At 71.7% G+C, this 16,281-nt stretch carries 12 protein-coding genes; 6 read left to right on the forward strand and 6 right to left on the reverse strand.

Going from position 1 to position 16,281, the window contains the following annotated elements:
- The 6 genes from ACFVJS_RS04540 to ACFVJS_RS04565 form a co-directional block, all read right to left on the reverse strand.
- Positions 1 to 335, reverse strand: a 335-nt coding sequence (locus tag ACFVJS_RS04540) for an amidohydrolase family protein (protein ID WP_378877749.1), incomplete at its 3' end; no start/stop codon positions are given.
- Complete coding sequence (locus tag ACFVJS_RS04545; protein ID WP_378877750.1) at positions 332 to 1,216, reverse strand: fumarylacetoacetate hydrolase family protein; 885 nt, start codon at positions 1,214 to 1,216, stop codon at positions 332 to 334. The genes ACFVJS_RS04540 and ACFVJS_RS04545, both read right to left, overlap by 4 nt.
- A 115-nt stretch (positions 1,217 to 1,331) precedes the next feature.
- On the reverse strand, positions 1,332 to 2,462 hold the full coding sequence (locus ACFVJS_RS04550; RefSeq protein WP_378877751.1) for a glycerate kinase: 1,131 nt from the start codon (positions 2,460 to 2,462) through the stop codon (positions 1,332 to 1,334).
- Positions 2,463 to 2,474: 12 nt separating this feature from the next.
- Complete coding sequence (gcl, locus tag ACFVJS_RS04555) at positions 2,475 to 4,250, reverse strand: glyoxylate carboligase (protein ID WP_378877752.1); 1,776 nt, start codon at positions 4,248 to 4,250, stop codon at positions 2,475 to 2,477.
- A gap of 1 nt (position 4,251) precedes the next feature.
- Entirely contained in the window at positions 4,252 to 5,145 is an 894-nt protein-coding gene (locus ACFVJS_RS04560) for a 2-hydroxy-3-oxopropionate reductase (protein WP_378877753.1), read from the reverse strand.
- Positions 5,146 to 5,178: 33 nt separating this feature from the next.
- Positions 5,179 to 6,000, reverse strand: a complete 822-nt coding sequence (locus ACFVJS_RS04565) for a hydroxypyruvate isomerase family protein (RefSeq protein ID WP_378877754.1) — start codon at positions 5,998 to 6,000, stop codon at positions 5,179 to 5,181.
- A 197-nt stretch (positions 6,001 to 6,197) separates the two neighbouring features.
- On the opposite strand from ACFVJS_RS04565, the gene ACFVJS_RS04570 reads away from it, so the two are divergent.
- From ACFVJS_RS04570 to ACFVJS_RS04595, 6 genes are all read left to right on the forward strand, one after another.
- The gene (locus ACFVJS_RS04570) at positions 6,198 to 7,730 is read left to right on the forward strand and encodes a PucR family transcriptional regulator (RefSeq protein WP_378877755.1); all 1,533 of its coding nucleotides are present in this window, start codon (positions 6,198 to 6,200) and stop codon (positions 7,728 to 7,730) included.
- A gap of 300 nt (positions 7,731 to 8,030) precedes the next feature.
- Positions 8,031 to 9,986: a 2-oxo-4-hydroxy-4-carboxy-5-ureidoimidazoline decarboxylase gene (gene uraD / locus ACFVJS_RS04575; RefSeq protein ID WP_378877756.1), complete on the forward strand. Its 1,956-nt coding sequence runs from the start codon at positions 8,031 to 8,033 to the stop codon at positions 9,984 to 9,986.
- Entirely contained in the window at positions 9,983 to 11,446 is a 1,464-nt protein-coding gene (locus ACFVJS_RS04580; protein ID WP_378877757.1) for a xanthine dehydrogenase small subunit, read from the forward strand. Before uraD ends, ACFVJS_RS04580 begins: the two co-directional genes overlap by 4 nt.
- Complete coding sequence (xdhB, locus tag ACFVJS_RS04585) at positions 11,443 to 13,827, forward strand: xanthine dehydrogenase molybdopterin binding subunit (protein WP_378877758.1); 2,385 nt, start codon at positions 11,443 to 11,445, stop codon at positions 13,825 to 13,827. The genes ACFVJS_RS04580 and xdhB overlap by 4 nt, the downstream gene beginning before the upstream one ends.
- A 4-nt stretch (positions 13,828 to 13,831) precedes the next feature.
- A complete protein-coding gene (xdhC, locus tag ACFVJS_RS04590; protein ID WP_378877759.1) occupies positions 13,832 to 14,659 on the forward strand; it encodes a xanthine dehydrogenase accessory protein XdhC in 828 nt (275 codons plus the stop codon).
- An 8-nt stretch (positions 14,660 to 14,667) separates the two neighbouring features.
- Positions 14,668 to 15,969, forward strand: a complete 1,302-nt coding sequence (locus ACFVJS_RS04595; RefSeq protein WP_378877760.1) for a guanine deaminase — start codon at positions 14,668 to 14,670, stop codon at positions 15,967 to 15,969.
- Positions 15,970 to 16,281 lie beyond the last annotated feature (312 nt).

A 16,281-nucleotide genomic window follows, 5' to 3' on the forward strand; every position in this document is an offset into this window, starting at 1 on the left:
GGCTGGAACCCCTTCACCCGTGGCCGCTGTACGACCTCGACATCGATCCCCTCGGCGTCACCGCAGGTGGTGACCCCACCCGCGGCTGCTGCCCGGGTCGCGGAGGCGAAGCCCTCCCACTCGGTCCGGCCGGGGTCGTTGACGTGCACGTGGGCGTCGACGACGCCAGGCATCAGCACCTCGTCGTCGGCGAGCTCGACCACGCGGGCCGCCGTCAGGTCGCCCGCGTCGACGGCGACGATCTTCCCGTCACGCACTCCGACCGCGCCTGACCTCTCGCCGTCCGGGGTCACCATCCGCGCTGCCCGGATGACGAGATCGAGATCTCGACTCACACCCTCACCTCCGCCTCATCGACTGCCGCTTCGACCGCCACCACCCGCGTACGCTGGCGGCCGAGGCCGGCCACCTCGGCCTCCACCACGTGCCCCTCCCGCAGGAAGGGCCGGGGCTCGGGCCGCAACGCTGCGACCCCGCCAGGCGTCCCGGTCAGCACCAGGTCGCCGGGTTCGAGTGTCATCAGCGTACTGAGGAAGGCGAGGAGCTCGCCGACGCCGTAGGCCATCCGAGCGGTCGTCCCGTGCTGTCGCCGCTCGCCGTCGACCCACAGCTCCAGGGTCAGTGCCTGCGGGTCGCCCACGGCGTCGGAGGTGACCAGCCACGGGCCGATCGGGGTGAAGGTGTCGGCGCACTTGCCCTTCGCCCAGGTCGGCCCGGCCGCGATCCGGGCTCGTTCGCTGACGTCGTCGGCGGTGAGGTAGCCGCCGACCGCGGCGAGCGCCTGCCGGGGGTCGCGGCATCGGGAGAGCCTGCGCCCGACCACCACGCCCAGCTCGACCTCGTAGTCGGTCATCGTCGACCCCGGTGGCAGCTCGATCTCGTCGTGAGGCCCCACGATCGACGTCGACGGCTTCAGGAAGACCACCGGCTCCTCCGGGATCGCTGCTCCGGCCTCCTCGGCGTGGTCCTCGTAGTTGAGTCCGACCCCGACGACCTTGCCGGGCCTCGCCACGGGCGGTCCGATCCGGGTGCCGTCGGGGACCCTCGGAAGTCGGCCCGACGCGATTGCCTCCCGCACCGACGCGAGGCGCACCGGGTCGCCGAGCAGACTGCCGTCGATCGCCGGCACCACAGCCGACAGGTCGCGCAGAATGTCCTGGTCGTCGAGGGCAGCCGTGCGCTCCTCGCCCGCCGGTCCCACACTGAGCAGTCTCATGCGTCCTCCTCGGATGCTGACCGAGTCACCTCGGTCTCGATGCACTCCCCTCGCGGAACTCCACGAAGGAGGTGACCGCTCACCGAGTTACCTCGGTGAGCATCCCGCCGCTCGTTCATGCGTCCTCCTTGATCAGATGGTCGGCGGCGATCCGCTCGGCGATCTGCTCGAGCAGGGCCGCTGCGTCGGTCAGGCAGCGCTGGTGGTCGGGTTCGATGTCCGTCAACGCGTACGCAGCGTTGATCCCGGCCGCCCGCAGCCGGTCGTGGTCCAGGTGGTTGACCCCGCAGACCGCCACGACCGGGACGCCGGCGCGGGCGGCCGTGGCGGCGACGCCGGCCGGGGCCTTGCCGTGCAGGGTCTGCTCGTCGAGCGCCCCCTCGCCGGTGACGACGAGAGCCGCGCCGTCCAGCCCGGAGGCGAAGCCGACCAGCTCGAGCACGAGGTCGATCCCCGAGCGGAGCTCGGCACCGAGGAGCGCGACGGCGGCAAACCCCACACCCCCGGCAGCACCGGCACCAGGATGGTCCCGGAGATCGGCACCCGTCGCCTCTGCGACGACGGAGGCCCAATGGTCGAGCGCGGCGTCGAGGCGCGGCACCTGGTCGGGATCGGCGCCCTTCTGCGGCCCGTAGACCGCGGCCGCGCCGCGGGGTCCGGTGAGGGGGTTGTCGACGTCGCAGGCGACGGTGATCTCGATCCCCTCGACCCGGCGGCGGAGGTCATCGAGCTCGAGCCGGGTCACCCGCTCGAGGGCCGCTCCGCCTTCCCCGACCGGATCCCCGGACGCGGTGAGCAGCCGGGCACCGAGCCCACGAAGCAGACCCGCACCCCCGTCGGTGCTGGCGCTGCCGCCGATCCCGAGCACCACGCGTCGACAGCCCGCGTCGATCGCGGCCGCCATGACCTGGCCGGCCCCGAGGCTGGAGGCGCCCAACGGGTCCGGCGCACCCGGCAGCCGGGCCAGCCCGGCCGCGTCAGCGAGCTCGACGACGGCGGTGTCGTCACGCCGGGCGTACGCGGTCCCGACCGGCTTCCCGGTCGGCCCGGTCACGGTGACCGGCACCAGGGTGAACCCGGCGGACTCGGCCGCCGCCAGGGTGCCGTCGCCGCCGTCGGCGACCGGGATCGCGTCGACGACCACGTCGGGACGCCCCCGGCGCATCCCCACGCTCACCGCCGCCGCGACCTCGGCAGCGGTGAGCGATCCCTTGAACTTGTCGGAGGCGACGAGCACGCGAACCACGTGAACGCGTCCTCAGTCCAGGGGGACGAGCGCGGTCGGGGCGTGCTCACCACGCTCGGCCAGCTCCTCGAACTCGACGACGCCGTCGATCTCGACGCCCATCGAGACGTTGGTGACCCGCTCGAGGATGACCTCGACGAGCACCGGCACGCGGTACTCCGCCATCAGTGCCTTGGCCTTCTCGAAGGCCGCACCGAGGTCGGACGGGTCGGTCACCCGGATCGCCTTGCAGCCGAGTCCCTCGGCGACCTTGAGGTGGTCGACGCCGTACCCGTCGACCTCGGGGCTGTTGACGTTGTCGAAGGCGAGCTGGACGCAGTAGTCCATCTCGAACCCGCGCTGGGCCTGGCGGATCAGGCCGAGGTAGGAGTTGTTCACGACGACGTGGATGTAGGGGATGTTGAACTGCGCGCCGACCGCCAGCTCCTCGATCAGGAACTGGAAGTCGTAGTCGCCCGACAGCGCGACGACCTGACCGTCGGGACAGGCGGTCGCGACCCCCAGCGCGGCAGGCAGGGTCCAGCCGAGCGGACCGGCCTGACCAGCGTTGATCCAGTGACGCGGCTGGTAGACGTGCAGCAGCTGCGCGGCCTGGATCTGGGAGAGACCGATCGTGGTGACGTACCGGGTGTTGGCGCCGAAGGCGCGGTTCATCTCCTCGTAGACCCGCTGCGGCTTGATCGGGACGTTGTCGAAGTGGGTCTTGCGGTGCAGCGTCCGCTTGCGCTCGGCGCACTCCTCGGCCCAGGCGGTACGGTCCGGGATCCGCCCGGCATCCGCCCAGGCGCGCGCGACCTCGACGAGCACCTCCAGCGCCGCACGGGCGTCGGAGACGATCGAGTAGTCCGGTGCGAAGACCCGGCCGATCTGGGTCGGCTCGATGTCGATGTGCACGAACGTACGTCCCCGGGTGTAGGTCTCGACCGACCCGGTGTGGCGGTTGGCCCAGCGGTTGCCGATGCCGAGGACGAAGTCGCTGGCCAGCATGGTCGCGTTGCCGTAGCGGTGCGAGGTCTGGAGGCCGACCATGCCCGCGTTGAGGCGGTGGTCGTCGGGGATCGTGCCCCAGCCCATCAGCGTCGGGACGACCGGGACCCCGGTGACCTCGGCGAGCTCGACCAGCAGGTCGGCGGCGTCGGCGTTGATCACGCCACCACCCGCGACGATCAGCGGGCGCTCGGAGGCCAGCATCATCGTCAGTGCCTTCTCCGCCTGAGCACGGCTGGCCGCCGGCTTGGCGATCGGCAAGGGCTCGTACGTCTCGATGTCGAAGTCGATCTCGGCCTGCTGGACGTCGAGCGGCAGGTCGATCAGGACCGGGCCGGGACGTCCTTCGCGCATGAGCCGGAACGCCTTCTGGAAGGTGCCCGGGACCTGGGCGGGCTCCATCACGGTGACCGCCATCTTGGTGAGCGGGCCGACGATGGCGGCGATGTCGACGGCCTGGAAGTCCTCCTTGTGGAGCTTCGCGACCGGCGCCTGACCGGTGATGCACAGGATCGGGATCGAGTCTGCGGAGGCCGAGTAGAGACCGGTGATCATGTCGGTGCCGGCAGGGCCGGAGGTGCCGATGCAGACGCCGATGTTGCCGACCTTCGCCCGGGTGTAGCCCTCGGCCATGTGAGACGCCGCCTCGACGTGACGGGCGAGCACGTGGTCGAGACCACCGTGCGCACGCATCGCGCTGTAGAACGGGTTGATCGCGGCACCCGGGAGGCCGAACAGCTGCGTCGCGCCCTCCTTCTCCAGGATCAGGACGGCGGCGTCGACCGCGCGCATGCGTACCATCTCAGCTCTCCCCCTTCGTGGCGGAGCCGCTCAGCCGCTCGACGCCCCGCAGCAGGGCGGAGTGGTCCAGGCCGCCGTCGCCGTTGGCCCGCGCGCTCGCCATCAGCTGGGCGACCAGAGAGCCGAGCGGGACCACGACGCCGGCCTCGCGGGCGGCGGCGGTGACGATCCCCATGTCCTTGTGGTGCAGGTCGATGCGGAAGCCGGGCCGGAAGGAGCGGGTCAGCATGTTCTCCTTCTTCTGGTTGAGCACCGCCGAGCCGGCGAGCCCACCACCGAGCACCTCGAGGGCGGCCTTGATGTCCACGCCGTACGCCTCGAGGAAGACGACCGCCTCCGAGAGCGCTTGGATGTTGGCGGCGACGATGAGCTGGTTGGCCGCCTTGACGGTCTGGCCGGCGCCGCTCGGGCCGACGTGGACGATGGTCTTGCCGACGGCGTCGAAGAGCGGCTTCGCGGTGGCGAAGTCGTCGGCCGAGCCGCCGACCATGATCGAGAGGGCCGCGTTCTTCGCGCCGGCCTCGCCACCGGAGACCGGGGCGTCGAGGATGCGGAAGCCGTGGGCGGTGGCCTGCTCTGCGAGGGCCGCGGTCACGTCGGGCCGGATGCTGGAGAAGTCGATGATCAGCGCACCGGCCGGGGCACTCTCGAACACCCCGCCCTCGGCGGCGAGGACCTCCTCGACGTGGGGCGAGTCCGGCACCATGACACAGACGACCTCGGCGTCGCGGCAGGCGTCGGCGGTGGACTCGGCGGCGCGGCCGCCCGCATCGACCAGGGGCTTCGCCCGCTCGACGGAGTGGTCGTAGCCGGCGACGGTGTGGCCCGCCTCGGCCAGGTGGACGGCCATCGGGCTGCCCATGATGCCGAGGCCGATGAAAGCGATGTTGGTCATGATGATCTCTCCTGCGGGGTGGTCAGGGCGTGGTCAGCGAGTCGTGGTGGCGGCGCGGCGCCGGTCGCGCGGCAGCCAGTCGAAGCTGTCGGCGGAGGTCGTGGCGGGCTTGTACTCCAGCCCGACCCAGCCGGCGTAGCCGGCCGCCTCGAGGGCGGCGAGCTGCCGCTCGAGCGGAAGGTCACCGGTCCCGGGCTCGTTGCGACCCGGGGCGTCGGCGATCTGGACGTGGGCGATGCGGGCGGGGTACGCAGCGACCACCGCGTCGACGTCGTCGCCGTTCACGGCGAGGTGGTAGAGGTCGGCGAGGAGGCCGATGTTGGGCTCGCCGGCGCGGTCGATCGCGGCCACCGCGTCGGCGGCGGTGAGCAGCGGGTAGCGGTCGGCGCCGCTGACCGGCTCGACCAGCACCGTGCCGCCGATGCGGGCTGCGGACCGGGCGGCCAGGGCGAGGTTCTCGGCGCCGAGCTCGTCCTGCGCCTCGGGGGTGGCCCCCTCGACCCGGTTGCCGTAGAGCGCGTTGAACGCGGTGCAGCCGAGCCGCTCGCCGATGCCGACGGTGGCGTCGATGTTGTCGCGGAACTCCGCCGACCGGGCCGGCCAGGAGACCAGGCCGCGGTCACCGGCAGGCATGTCGCCGGCGAAGAAGTTGAGGCCGACCAGCTGGACCCCGGCGTCCTGCACGGCGGCGACGAAGGCGTCCACGTCCCTGTCGGACGGCACCGCCTCGGCGAACGGCCACCAGAACTCCACCGCGTCGAAGCCGGCGGCCTTCACCGCCGCTGGGCGCTCGAGCAGCGGGAGCTCGGTGAACAGGATCGAGCAGTTCACCTCGTAGCGGAGCTGGTGGGACATCCTCACCATTCCTTCCGTATTGCGGAATTTGCTTTCTGACATTCGAAATATAAGGATGTGAGCGGAGTCACGTCAACCCCGGCCGGGGCGCAGGCTGCAAACTGGTGAAGAAACGACAACGGGCCTCGCACGCACGTACGCGGGCGTTGTACGTTCCTCCAAGACGCGGCTTCGGACCGGCGGACCGTGGAGGCACCGTGCTATTGGCAGAACTGTTGGAGACGCCCAGCCTGGGCCTGCGACTGCTGCATGCACCCGAGGGCTCGCTGGAGCGGCCGGTCGGGCGCACGATCACGATCGACCTGCTCGAGCCGGGCCGCTACCTGAACGGCGGCGAGCTCGTGCTCACCGGTCTCGTCTGGCGCCGCGGCCCTGAGGACAGCGAGACGTTCGTGTCCTCGATCGCCGCCGGCGGCGCCACCTGCCTGCTCGCCGGCGCGGCCCTTCTCGGCGCGGTGCCCGACGACCTCGTCGAGGCCTGCCGCCGCCACCAGGTCGCCCTGGTCGAGGTGCCCGGCGACGTGGCGTTCGCCGACGTCACCGAGTACGTCGCGGCCGCTGGCGCCGCCGGCGAGAGCGCTCGGATGTCGGCCAGCCTGGCCCGCCAGCGCCAGCTCCTCTCCGCCATCGCCTCGGGCCGCAGCCTCGACGAGCTGGCCGCCCGGGTGGCCTCCGAGATCGGCCATGCGTGCCGGGTGCTCACCGCCAGCGGCCGCCACGTCGTGCCCGGTCCCGGAGAGCTCGATCCCGAGACGGTCGATGCCCTGACCCGCCGCTTCCTGACCGCCGACATGCTGCCCGCCGTGGCCGAGGTGGGCGACCATCGCTTCTCCCTGTTCCCCGTCGGGTCCGGCCTCGCCGACCGGGTCACCGGCTGGACCGTCGCGGTCGAGGGCGACCACACCACCTGGCCTCGGGAGGACCTCGACATGGTCCACGAGTTCGGGGCCATCACCGCCTTGGACCGTTCGCGACGCGACGAGGGATTCCGTGTCCGGCGGCCGCTCGCGGCCGCAACTCTGGCCCATCTGGAGGCCGGCGCCTCACCTGCCGAGATCGCCGCCGGCCTGCGCCAGTCGGGCCTCGATCCCGACCGGCCGCTCGTCCTCGCCATGGCCGAGCTCGGACCCGGCGGCCCACCCGACGCGGTGGCCGCGGTGCTCGAGGACGTGGCTCTCGGCCTGGGACCGTCCGTCGTCGCCAGCGCCCGCGACGGCTGTGCGGTGGCCTTCCTCCCCGCCCGCCCGGACCTCACCGACCAGCTGCGACGCTCGCTGTCACGTTTGGCTCCCGCCCTGGTCCGCGGCTCGCTGTCGGTCGGACTGAGCGGCGAGAGCGGCCTCGACGCCCTGGCCGGCGCGCTCGAGGAGGCGCGCTTCGCCCACCGCGTCGCCCGCTCCGGCGGTGGTGCGGTCGCGCTGTCCAGCTCGGAGGAGGTCACCTCTCACGTACTGCTGCTCGCCACCGTCCCCGACGACATCCGCCGCACCTACGCCCAGCGCGTCCTCGGCCCCGTCCTCGAGCACGATCAGCGCACCGGGAGCGATCTGGTGCGGACGCTCGACCGGTTCCTGACGTACGCCGGATCGTGGACGCGCACGGCCGAGTCGCTCCATCTCCACGTCAACAGCGTGCGCTACCGGATCTCCCGGGTCGAGGAGCTGACCGGCCGCGACCTGACCACGATGGAGGACCGCGTCGACGTCTTCCTCGCCCTCCGATCGCTCTGAGCCTCGCGCTGCGCCGACCGCCCCGTGTAACACGTCGTTCGTAGGACTACTCGCCCTCTCGCAACGGCCGGGTAGTCCTACGAACAGCGTGTTACACGCGAGCTCAGAGCGGTGTTTCACCCCACCGAAACCGCCCCGAAACAGCCAGCACGCCATCCTGGAGGTTCACACAAAGGCCGCATCGACGCAGGCCCCATCTTCGGATGATCGGCGGGTGCCGCTCGGGGACCGAAGAGACCAGGCTGTGGTGTTAGTCACAGCTCACCTGCCCGCCAGGGCGCCCCCGAGAAAGGTGTGAGGATGAACGCGAGAGCAGTCCTGAGGTCGATACGGCCCCAGAAGAAGGTCGGTGCCGGCCCCACCCACCCCGTGGACGAGGTACTGCCGGCCGGCAAGCTCGCCGTCTACGGCCTCCAGCACGTGCTCGCGTTCTATGCCGGTGCGGTGATCGTGCCGATCCTGCTCGCCAACGCGATCGGGCTGAATCAGCAGGAGCTGATCCACCTGATCAACGCCGACCTGTTCACCTGCGGCATCGCCTCGATCATCCAGTCGGTCGGCTTCTGGAAGGTCGGCGTACGTCTCCCGCTGCTGCAGGGCGTCACCTTCACCGCCGTCTCACCCATGATCGCGATCGGCCTGGCCGCCGGCGGCGGCACCGACGGGCTGCTCGTGATCTACGGCGCGGTGATCGTCGCCGGCCTGGCGACCTTCTTCATCGCCCCCTACTTCAGCCGACTGATCCGGTTCTTCCCGCCGGTCGTGACCGGCTCGGTGATCACCATCATCGGCATCGCGCTGCTGCCCGTCGCGGCCGCGGACGCGACCGGTGGCGCCGGCCCGACCTCGGACCCGACGAGCGGCCGCAACCTGGCGTACGCCCTGGGCACCCTGGCCCTGATCGTGGTCATCCAGCGCGTCTTCAAGGGCTTCATGGCCACCGTCGCCGTGCTCGTCGGTCTCGTCGTCGGCACCCTGGTCGCGTGGGCTCTCGGGGACGCCCACTTCGACGCGGTCGCCAGCTCCGACTGGGTCGGGGTCACCACCCCGTTCCACTTCGGCTGGCCACAGTTCTCCGCGGCGGCGATCGTGTCGATGATCGTCGTCATGCTGATCACCGCCGTCGAGACCACCGGTGACGTCTTCGCCACCGGGGAGATCGTGGAGAAGCGGATCGGCCGCAACGACATCGCTCGCGCCCTGCGCGCGGACGGCCTGGCGACCACCGTCGGCGGCGTCTTCAACTCCTTCCCCTACACCTGCTTCGCCGAGAACGTCGGCCTCGTCCGGCTGACCCGCGTCAAGAGCCGCTGGGTCGTCGCCGCCGCCGGCCTGATCATGGTCGTCATCGGACTGCTTCCCAAGGTCGGCGCGATCGTCGCCGGCATCCCCCACCCGGTCCTCGGCGGCGCCGCGCTGGCCATGTTCGCCACGGTCGCGGTCGTCGGCTTCCAGACGCTCAGCAAGGTCGACTTCCACGACCACCGCAACGTGGTGATCGTGGCGACCAGCGTGGGCCTGGCCATGTACGTCACCGCACAGCCCGAGGTCGCCCAGGCCGTGCCGGGTTGGGCCGAGATCATCTTCGGCAGCGGCATCACCCTGGGCAGCCTGACCGCGATCCTGCTCAACGTCCTGTTCCACCACGTCGGCCCCGACTTCGGGCCGGCCGTCGCCGGCCAGCCCGGCGAGGGCGTCCGACTCGACCAGGTCAACCAGATGGGACGTACCGAGTTCGTGGAGACGTTCGACGGTCTCTTCCAGGGACCGCGGTGGATGGTGGAGAGGGCCTGGGAGCAGCGTCCGTTCGCCGACACCCACGCCCTGCGCCGCGCCTTCCAGGACGCCCTGTTCAGCGGTTCGGTGGAGGAGCAGCGCGAGCTGATCGAGGCCTACCCCGAGCTCGGTTCGCGGCTGGTCTCGGAAGGGCTGGTCGGAGAGGAGTCGCTGCGCGACCAGTCCTCGAAGGGCCTGACCCACCTGGCCGAGCCGGACCAGGAGGCGCTGACGTCGCTCACCGACGCCTACCACGATCGCTTCGGCTTCCCGCTGGTCATCTCCGTACGCGACTCCGACTCGCTCGACCGGATCCTGGCCGAGGGCCGGGCCCGGCTCGGCAACTGCGAACGCCAGGAGCACGCAGCCGCGCTGATCGAGATCGCCAAGATCGCCGGCCACCGCTTCGACGACTTCCTCCGCGACGCCAACCCCATCCACAGCGCCCGCACCCGCAACCCGATCCGGAGCCAGCCATGACCGATCCCAGCGCCCCCTGTGTCACGGTCAACGGGGACCAGGTGCCCCTGACCGGGGTCGCCACCCACACCACCGCCCTCGACTGGCTGCGCAACCGTGGCCTGACCGGCGCCAAGGAGGGCTGCGCCGAGGGCGAGTGCGGCGCCTGCTCGATCCTGGTCGCCCGCCCCGGCACCACCTCGCCGACCGAGTGGACCTCGATCAACGCCTGCCTCGTCCCGATCGCAGCCCTCGACGGCCAGGAGGTCGTCACCAGCGAGGGGCTCGGATCCAGCGACGACCTGCACCCGGTCCAGGAGGAGCTCGCCGTACGCGGTGGGTCGCAGTGTGGCTACTGCACGCCGGGCTTCGTCTGCAGCCTCGCCGCGGAGTACTACCGCCCGAGCCGGGAACCGTCCGCCGACGGAGACGCCTGCGACCACGAGCACGGCCCGAACGGCGTCGACCTGCACGCGCTGAGCGGCAACCTGTGCCGCTGCACCGGCTACCGGCCGATCCGCGACGCCGCCTACGCCCTCGGCGCCCCCGAGGCCGACGACGCCTTCGCAGCGCGCCAGCAGCAGCCTCCGCCCGAGCCGCGTCCGACCCGGATCGCGGTCGACGGCGCCGAGTTCGTACGCCCGGAGACGCTCACCGAGGCGCTCGACCTGATCACCGAGTGGCCGCAGGCCCAGGTCGTCGCCGGCTCGACCGACTGGGGCGTCGAGGTGAACATCCGCGGCCGTCGCGCGCCCCTGGTCGTGGCGATCGACCGGCTGCCCGAGCTGCGCGAGCTCTCCTTCCGGACCGGCCATGTCGAGATCGGCGCGGCCCTCACCCTGACCGAGATCGAGCGCAAGCTCAACGGCCGAGTCCCCCTCCTGGCCGAGCTGTTCCCGCAGTTCGCCTCGCGCCTGATCCGCAACAGCGCGACGATCGGCGGCAACATCGGCACCGCCTCTCCCATCGGCGATGCCCCGCCGGCGCTGCTCGCGCTAGACGCCGAGGTCGTGCTGGCCTCGCCGCGCGGCGAGCGGGTCGTCCCGCTGGCCGACTACTTCACCGGCTACCGGGAGACGGTCCGCGCCGCCGACGAGCTGATCCGCTGCGTACGGCTGCCGTTGCCGCTGGCTCCGGTCGTCGGGTTCCACAAGATCGCCAAGCGACGCTTCGACGACATCTCCAGCGTGGCCGTCGGCTACGCGCTGGAGATCGCCGACGGCGCCGTCGTCCGCGCCCGGATCGGCCTCGGCGGCGTGGCGGCCACCCCGTTGCGTGCCGTCGCCACCGAGGACGCCCTGGTCGGGCGGCCCTGGACCGAGGAGTCCGTACGCCGCGCCGCAGCGGTCCTCGCGACCGAGGGCACCCCGATGGACGACCACCGCGCCAGCGCGTCCTACCGCGCGGCGATGCTGGGCCAGTCCCTGCTGCGCCTGTTCCACACCCACCGTCCTGTCGACCTGGAGGAGGCACTGGCATGAGTGCCCTGTCCGAACGCCCCGACAACCCCGTCGTCGGGATCCCGCTCCCGCACGAGAGCGCAGCGCTGCACGTGACCGGTGAGGCGCTCTACACCGACGACCTCGTCGGACGGATCGCCGGCGCGCTGCACGCCTGGCCGGTCCAGGCGCCGCACGCCCACGCGATGGTCACCGCGCTCCGCACCGCCCCCGCCTACCGGGTGCCCGGCGTCGTGCGCGTGCTGACCGCCGAGGACGTACCCGGCATCAACGACGCCGGCGTCAAGCACGACGAGCCGCTCTTCCCCACCGAGGTGATGTTCCACGGTCACGCGGTGTGCTGGGTGCTGGGCGAGACCCAGGAGGCCGCCCGCCTGGGCGCCGCCGCGGTCGAGGTCGACTACGAGCCGCTGCCCTCGCTGGTCACCGTGCAGGAGGCGATCGCGGCGGAGAGCTTCCAGGGCACACCGCGCAGCCTCTCCCGAGGCGACGCTGCGACCGCGCTGGAGAGCGCCGCTCATGTCTTCGAGGGCGAGTTCGAGTTCGCAGGTCAGGAGCACTTCTACCTCGAGACCCACGTGTCGCTGGCGCTGGTCGACGAGAGCGGTCAGGTGCTGGTGCACAGCAGCACCCAGCACCCCTCCGAGACCCAGGAGATCGTCGGCCACGTGCTCGGTGTGCCCAGCCACGAGGTCACCGTCCAGTGCCTGCGGATGGGTGGCGCGTTCGGCGGCAAGGAGATGCAGCCGCACGGCTATGCGGCCATCGCCGCGCTCGGTGCCACGCTGACCGGCCGGCCGGTGCGGCTGCGCCTCAACCGCACCCAGGACATCACCATGTCCGGCAAGCGCCACGGCTTCCACAGCACCTGGCGGGCCGGGTTCGACGACGAGGGCCACATCGTCGCTCTCGAGGCCACGCTCACCGCAGACGGCGGCTGGAGTCTCGACCTCTCCGAGCCCGTGCTGGCCCGTGCGCTGTGCCACATCGACAACGCCTACTGGGTGCCCAACATCCGTGTCGACGGTCGGGTCGCGCGCACCAACAAGACCTCGCAGACCGCCTTCCGCGGCTTCGGCGGCCCCCAGGGCATGCTCGTCATGGAGGACCTGCTCGGCCGGTGCGCGCCCCTGCTCGGCATCGACCCGCTCGAGCTGCGGCGCCGCAACTTCTACCAGCAGAACCAGACCACACCCTATGGCCAGCCGGTGCGGCAGGCCGACCGGCTGGCGGCCTGCTGGGACCAGGTCGCCTCGTCCGGAGAGGTGGCTCGCCGCCGTGCGGAGATCGCCGACTTCAACCGCCGTCACCCGCACACCAAGCGGGGCCTGGCGATGACGCCGGTGAAGTTCGGCATCTCGTTCAACCTGACCGCGTTCAACCAGGCCGGCGCCCTCGTCCACGTCTACAAGGACGGCTCGGTGCTGATCAACCACGGCGGCACCGAGATGGGCCAGGGCCTGCACACCAAGATGCTCCAGGTCGCTGCCACCGCGCTCGGCCTGCCGCTGTCCCGGGTCCGGTTGGCGCCGACGCGCACCGACAAGGTGCCCAACACCTCGGCGACCGCGGCCAGCTCCGGCGCCGACCTCAACGGCGCCGCCATCAAGAACGCCTGCGAGCAGATCCGCGAGCGGCTCGCCCAGGTGGCCGGAGGTGTGCTCGGGATCAGCCCGAACGACGTACGAATCGAGGACGGCGTCGTCCGCGGCCTCTCGCCTGCTTCCGGGGAGATCGGCTGGAACGAGCTGGTCAACACGGCCTACCACCAGCGAGTGCAACTGTGGGCGGCCGGTTTCTATCGCACCGAGGGTCTGCACTGGGATCCCAACGTGATGCAGGGCGAGCCGTTCAAGTACTTCGCCAACGGAGTGGCGGCCGCTGAGGTCGAGGTCGACGGGTTCACGGGTGCCTACACGCTGCGGCGCGTCGACATCGTCCACGACGTCGGCGACAGCCTGAGCCCGCTGATCGACATCGGCCAGATCGAGGGCGGCTTCGTCCAGGGCGCCGGCTGGCTGACCCTGGAGGACCTCCGCTGGGACACCTCCGACGGCCCGAACCGTGGCCGGCTGGCGACGCAGGCGGCGAGCACCTACAAGCTGCCGAGCTTCTCCGAGATGCCCGACGACTTCCGGGTGACGCTGCTCGAGAAGGCCCACGAGGAGGGCGCCGTCTACGGCTCCAAGGCCGTCGGCGAGCCCCCGCTGATGCTCGCCTTCTCCGTCCGCGAGGCGCTGCGCGAGGCGGCCGCCGCGTTCGGCCCGGCCGGCACCAGCGTCGTGCTCGGCTGCCCCGCGACCCCGGAGGCCGTCTACTGGGCCCTCGACAAGGCACGTACGCCGCGGGCCCCTGAGCCGAGCGACGCCGGCACCGAGCCGGCCATGGCCGGGGAGAGGTGATCACATGGAGTGGCTGAAGGCCGTCGAGCGGCTGCGCGAGCAGCGGGTTCCCGGCGTACTCGTGACCCTGACCTCCGTGCGCGGGCACTCGCCGCGCGAGGCCGGGGCCAAGATGGTCGTCTCGGCCGACCGCACCTGGGCCACCGTCGGCGGCGGCAACCTCGAGGCGGTCGCGATCGAGCGCGCCCGGGCGATGCTCGCCGAGGATCGTGGGGTGCCGGAGAGCCTGAAGGTGTCGCTCTCCGACAAGGCGCCCTACCAGCACGGCGTGCAGTGCTGCGGCGGCGAGGTCGAGCTGCTGCTCGAGCCGCTGCCCGTGGTCCCGTCGGTGGCCATCTTCGGGATGGGCCACGTGGGGGTCGAGCTGGCGCGCATCCTGGCCCGCCACGACCTCGAGCTGCACCTCGTCGACTCCCGCGCCGCCCAACTCTCGTCTGACCACCTGCGCGGTCTGGACGACGCCGTCGCCGGCATCCATGTCCACCAGGTTCCGGTGCTGCCCGAGCTCGTTATCGGCGAGCTCCCCGAGGGCACCCACGTCCTGATCATGACCCACGACCACGCCGAGGACGCCGCATTGTGCGACGCGGCTCTCCGCGCCGGGCAGCTGGCGTCGATCGGGCTGATCGGCTCGAGTGCCAAGTGGAGCCGGTTCCGGGCCAAGCTCGCCGACGAGGGGCACACCCCCGAGGCGATCGCCCGCATCACCACCCCCATCGGCCTCCCGGATCTCGGTGGCAAGGAGCCGGCCACGATCGCGGTCAGCGTCGCGGCGCGGCTGCTGCAGCTCTTCGCGGGTCAGCCCGCATCAACCGAACAACAACCAAGGTGAACCCCACGATGACGCTCTTCCGAGGAACCTTCCTCGACACCCCCTCCGACCCGTTCTCCGGCGGCGAGCTCCGCACGGAGGAGGACGGCGCCCTGCTCGTGCGCGACGGCGTGATCCGCGCCCGCGGGTCCTTCGCCGACCTGCGCGGACAGCGCCCCCAGGAGGAGGTCGTCGACCTCTCCGGCGGCTTCGTGCTGCCCGGATTCGTCGACACCCACGTGCACTTTCCGCAGGTACGCGTCATCGGCGGCCTCGGGATGCCGCTGCTCGACTGGCTCGACCAGACCGCCCTCCCCGAGGAGGCGCGCTTGGCCGACACCGCCTACGCCGCGGGCGTGGCCACCGATTTCGTACGCGGCCTGGTCGGCGCCGGCACCACCACGGCCCTGGTCTTCGGCAGCCACTTCGCTCCGGCCGTCGACACGGTCTTCGCAGAGGCCGCCCGGGTCGGGCTGCGGATCACCAGCGGCCTCGTGGTCAGCGACCGGCTCATCCGCAAGGACCTGTTCACCGATCCTTCTCGAGCACGGGAGGAGTCGCTCGCGCTCGCGGCCCGCTGGCACGGCGTCGGCCGGGCCCGCTACGCCGTGACGCCGCGGTTCTCGCTGTCGTGCTCCGAGCCGCTGCTCGGGGCGTGCGGTGACGTGCTGCGCGCGGTGCCGGGCGCGATGTTGACCTCCCACGTCAACGAGAACACCCGCGAGATCGAGACCGTCGAGGATCTCTGCGGCTGCGACTACGTGACCTCCTACGACCGCCACGGTCTGGTCGGCCCCGGCACGGTCCTGGCGCACAACGTGCACCCCACCGACCCCGAGCTCGCCCTGTTGGCCGCCCGCGGCGCCGCGGTCGCGCACTGCCCCTCCAGCAACGCCGCCCTCGGCAGCGGCCTCTTCCCGCTCGCCCGCCACCGCGCCCACGGCGTACGCGTCGCGATGGGCTCCGACGTCGGCGCCGGCACCGGGTTCTCCCTGCTCAAGGAGGGCCTGGGAGCGTACGTCGCCCAGCAGCTCCTCGGCGAGGCCGGCCACCCCCTGACCCCCACCCACCTCCTCCACCTGGCCACGGTCGCCGGCGCCGAGGCACTCGGCCTCGGCGCCTCGGTCGGAGACTTCTCCGTCGGCCGCAGCTTCGACGCCCAGTGGATCAAGCCCGCCCCGAGCACCCCGCTCGACGTAGGCCTCGCCCACGCCGCGGATGCCGGCGACGCCCTGGCCAAGATGTTCGCCCTCGGCACCCCCGCCGACGTACGCAGCGTCTGGATCGACGGCGACCTCGTCAACGCCCCCGACCCTCACCTGGTCGGCTGACCCCCGTCGAGGCGTCAGCCCCGTCGGTCGAGGCGTCAGCCCCGTCGGCCGAGGCGTCAGACCGGTTGGCCGAGGCGTCAGCCCGGTTGGCCGAAGCGTCACACCGGTCGGCCGAGCGGTCAACGCGATGCCACCTCGGCCGACGCTAGTGACGTTTCGGCAGCCTTGAACGTGACCGCAGGCCAAACGTTCCCGACGACAGGTGCCGAAGCGTCAGGTACGTCGGCTGAAGCGTCACTCCCGTCGGCCGAAGCGTCACTTTGGTCGGGGGGGGTGGGCCGGCGGCGCCCACAACCCCCACCCGGCCCCCCC

This window comes from Nocardioides sp. NPDC057772 (genome assembly GCF_042798075.1).
In the GTDB taxonomy this organism is placed as follows: Bacteria; Actinomycetota; Actinomycetes; order Propionibacteriales; family Nocardioidaceae; genus Nocardioides.

Coding starts and splice junctions, on each gene's coding strand:
- ACFVJS_RS04545 (WP_378877750.1), bottom strand. CDS start 1,216: ATGAGACTGCTCAGTGTGGGACCGGCGGGCGAGGAGCGCACGGCTGCC.
- gcl (WP_378877752.1), bottom strand. CDS start 4,250: ATGGTACGCATGCGCGCGGTCGACGCCGCCGTCCTGATCCTGGAGAAG.
- ACFVJS_RS04560 (WP_378877753.1), bottom strand. CDS start 5,145: ATGACCAACATCGCTTTCATCGGCCTCGGCATCATGGGCAGCCCGATG.
- ACFVJS_RS04565 (WP_378877754.1), bottom strand. CDS start 6,000: ATGTCCCACCAGCTCCGCTACGAGGTGAACTGCTCGATCCTGTTCACC.
- uraD (WP_378877756.1), top strand. CDS start 8,031: ATGAACGCGAGAGCAGTCCTGAGGTCGATACGGCCCCAGAAGAAGGTC.
- ACFVJS_RS04580 (WP_378877757.1), top strand. CDS start 9,983: ATGACCGATCCCAGCGCCCCCTGTGTCACGGTCAACGGGGACCAGGTG.
- xdhB (WP_378877758.1), top strand. CDS start 11,443: ATGAGTGCCCTGTCCGAACGCCCCGACAACCCCGTCGTCGGGATCCCG.
- xdhC (WP_378877759.1), top strand. CDS start 13,832: ATGGAGTGGCTGAAGGCCGTCGAGCGGCTGCGCGAGCAGCGGGTTCCC.
- ACFVJS_RS04595 (WP_378877760.1), top strand. CDS start 14,668: ATGACGCTCTTCCGAGGAACCTTCCTCGACACCCCCTCCGACCCGTTC.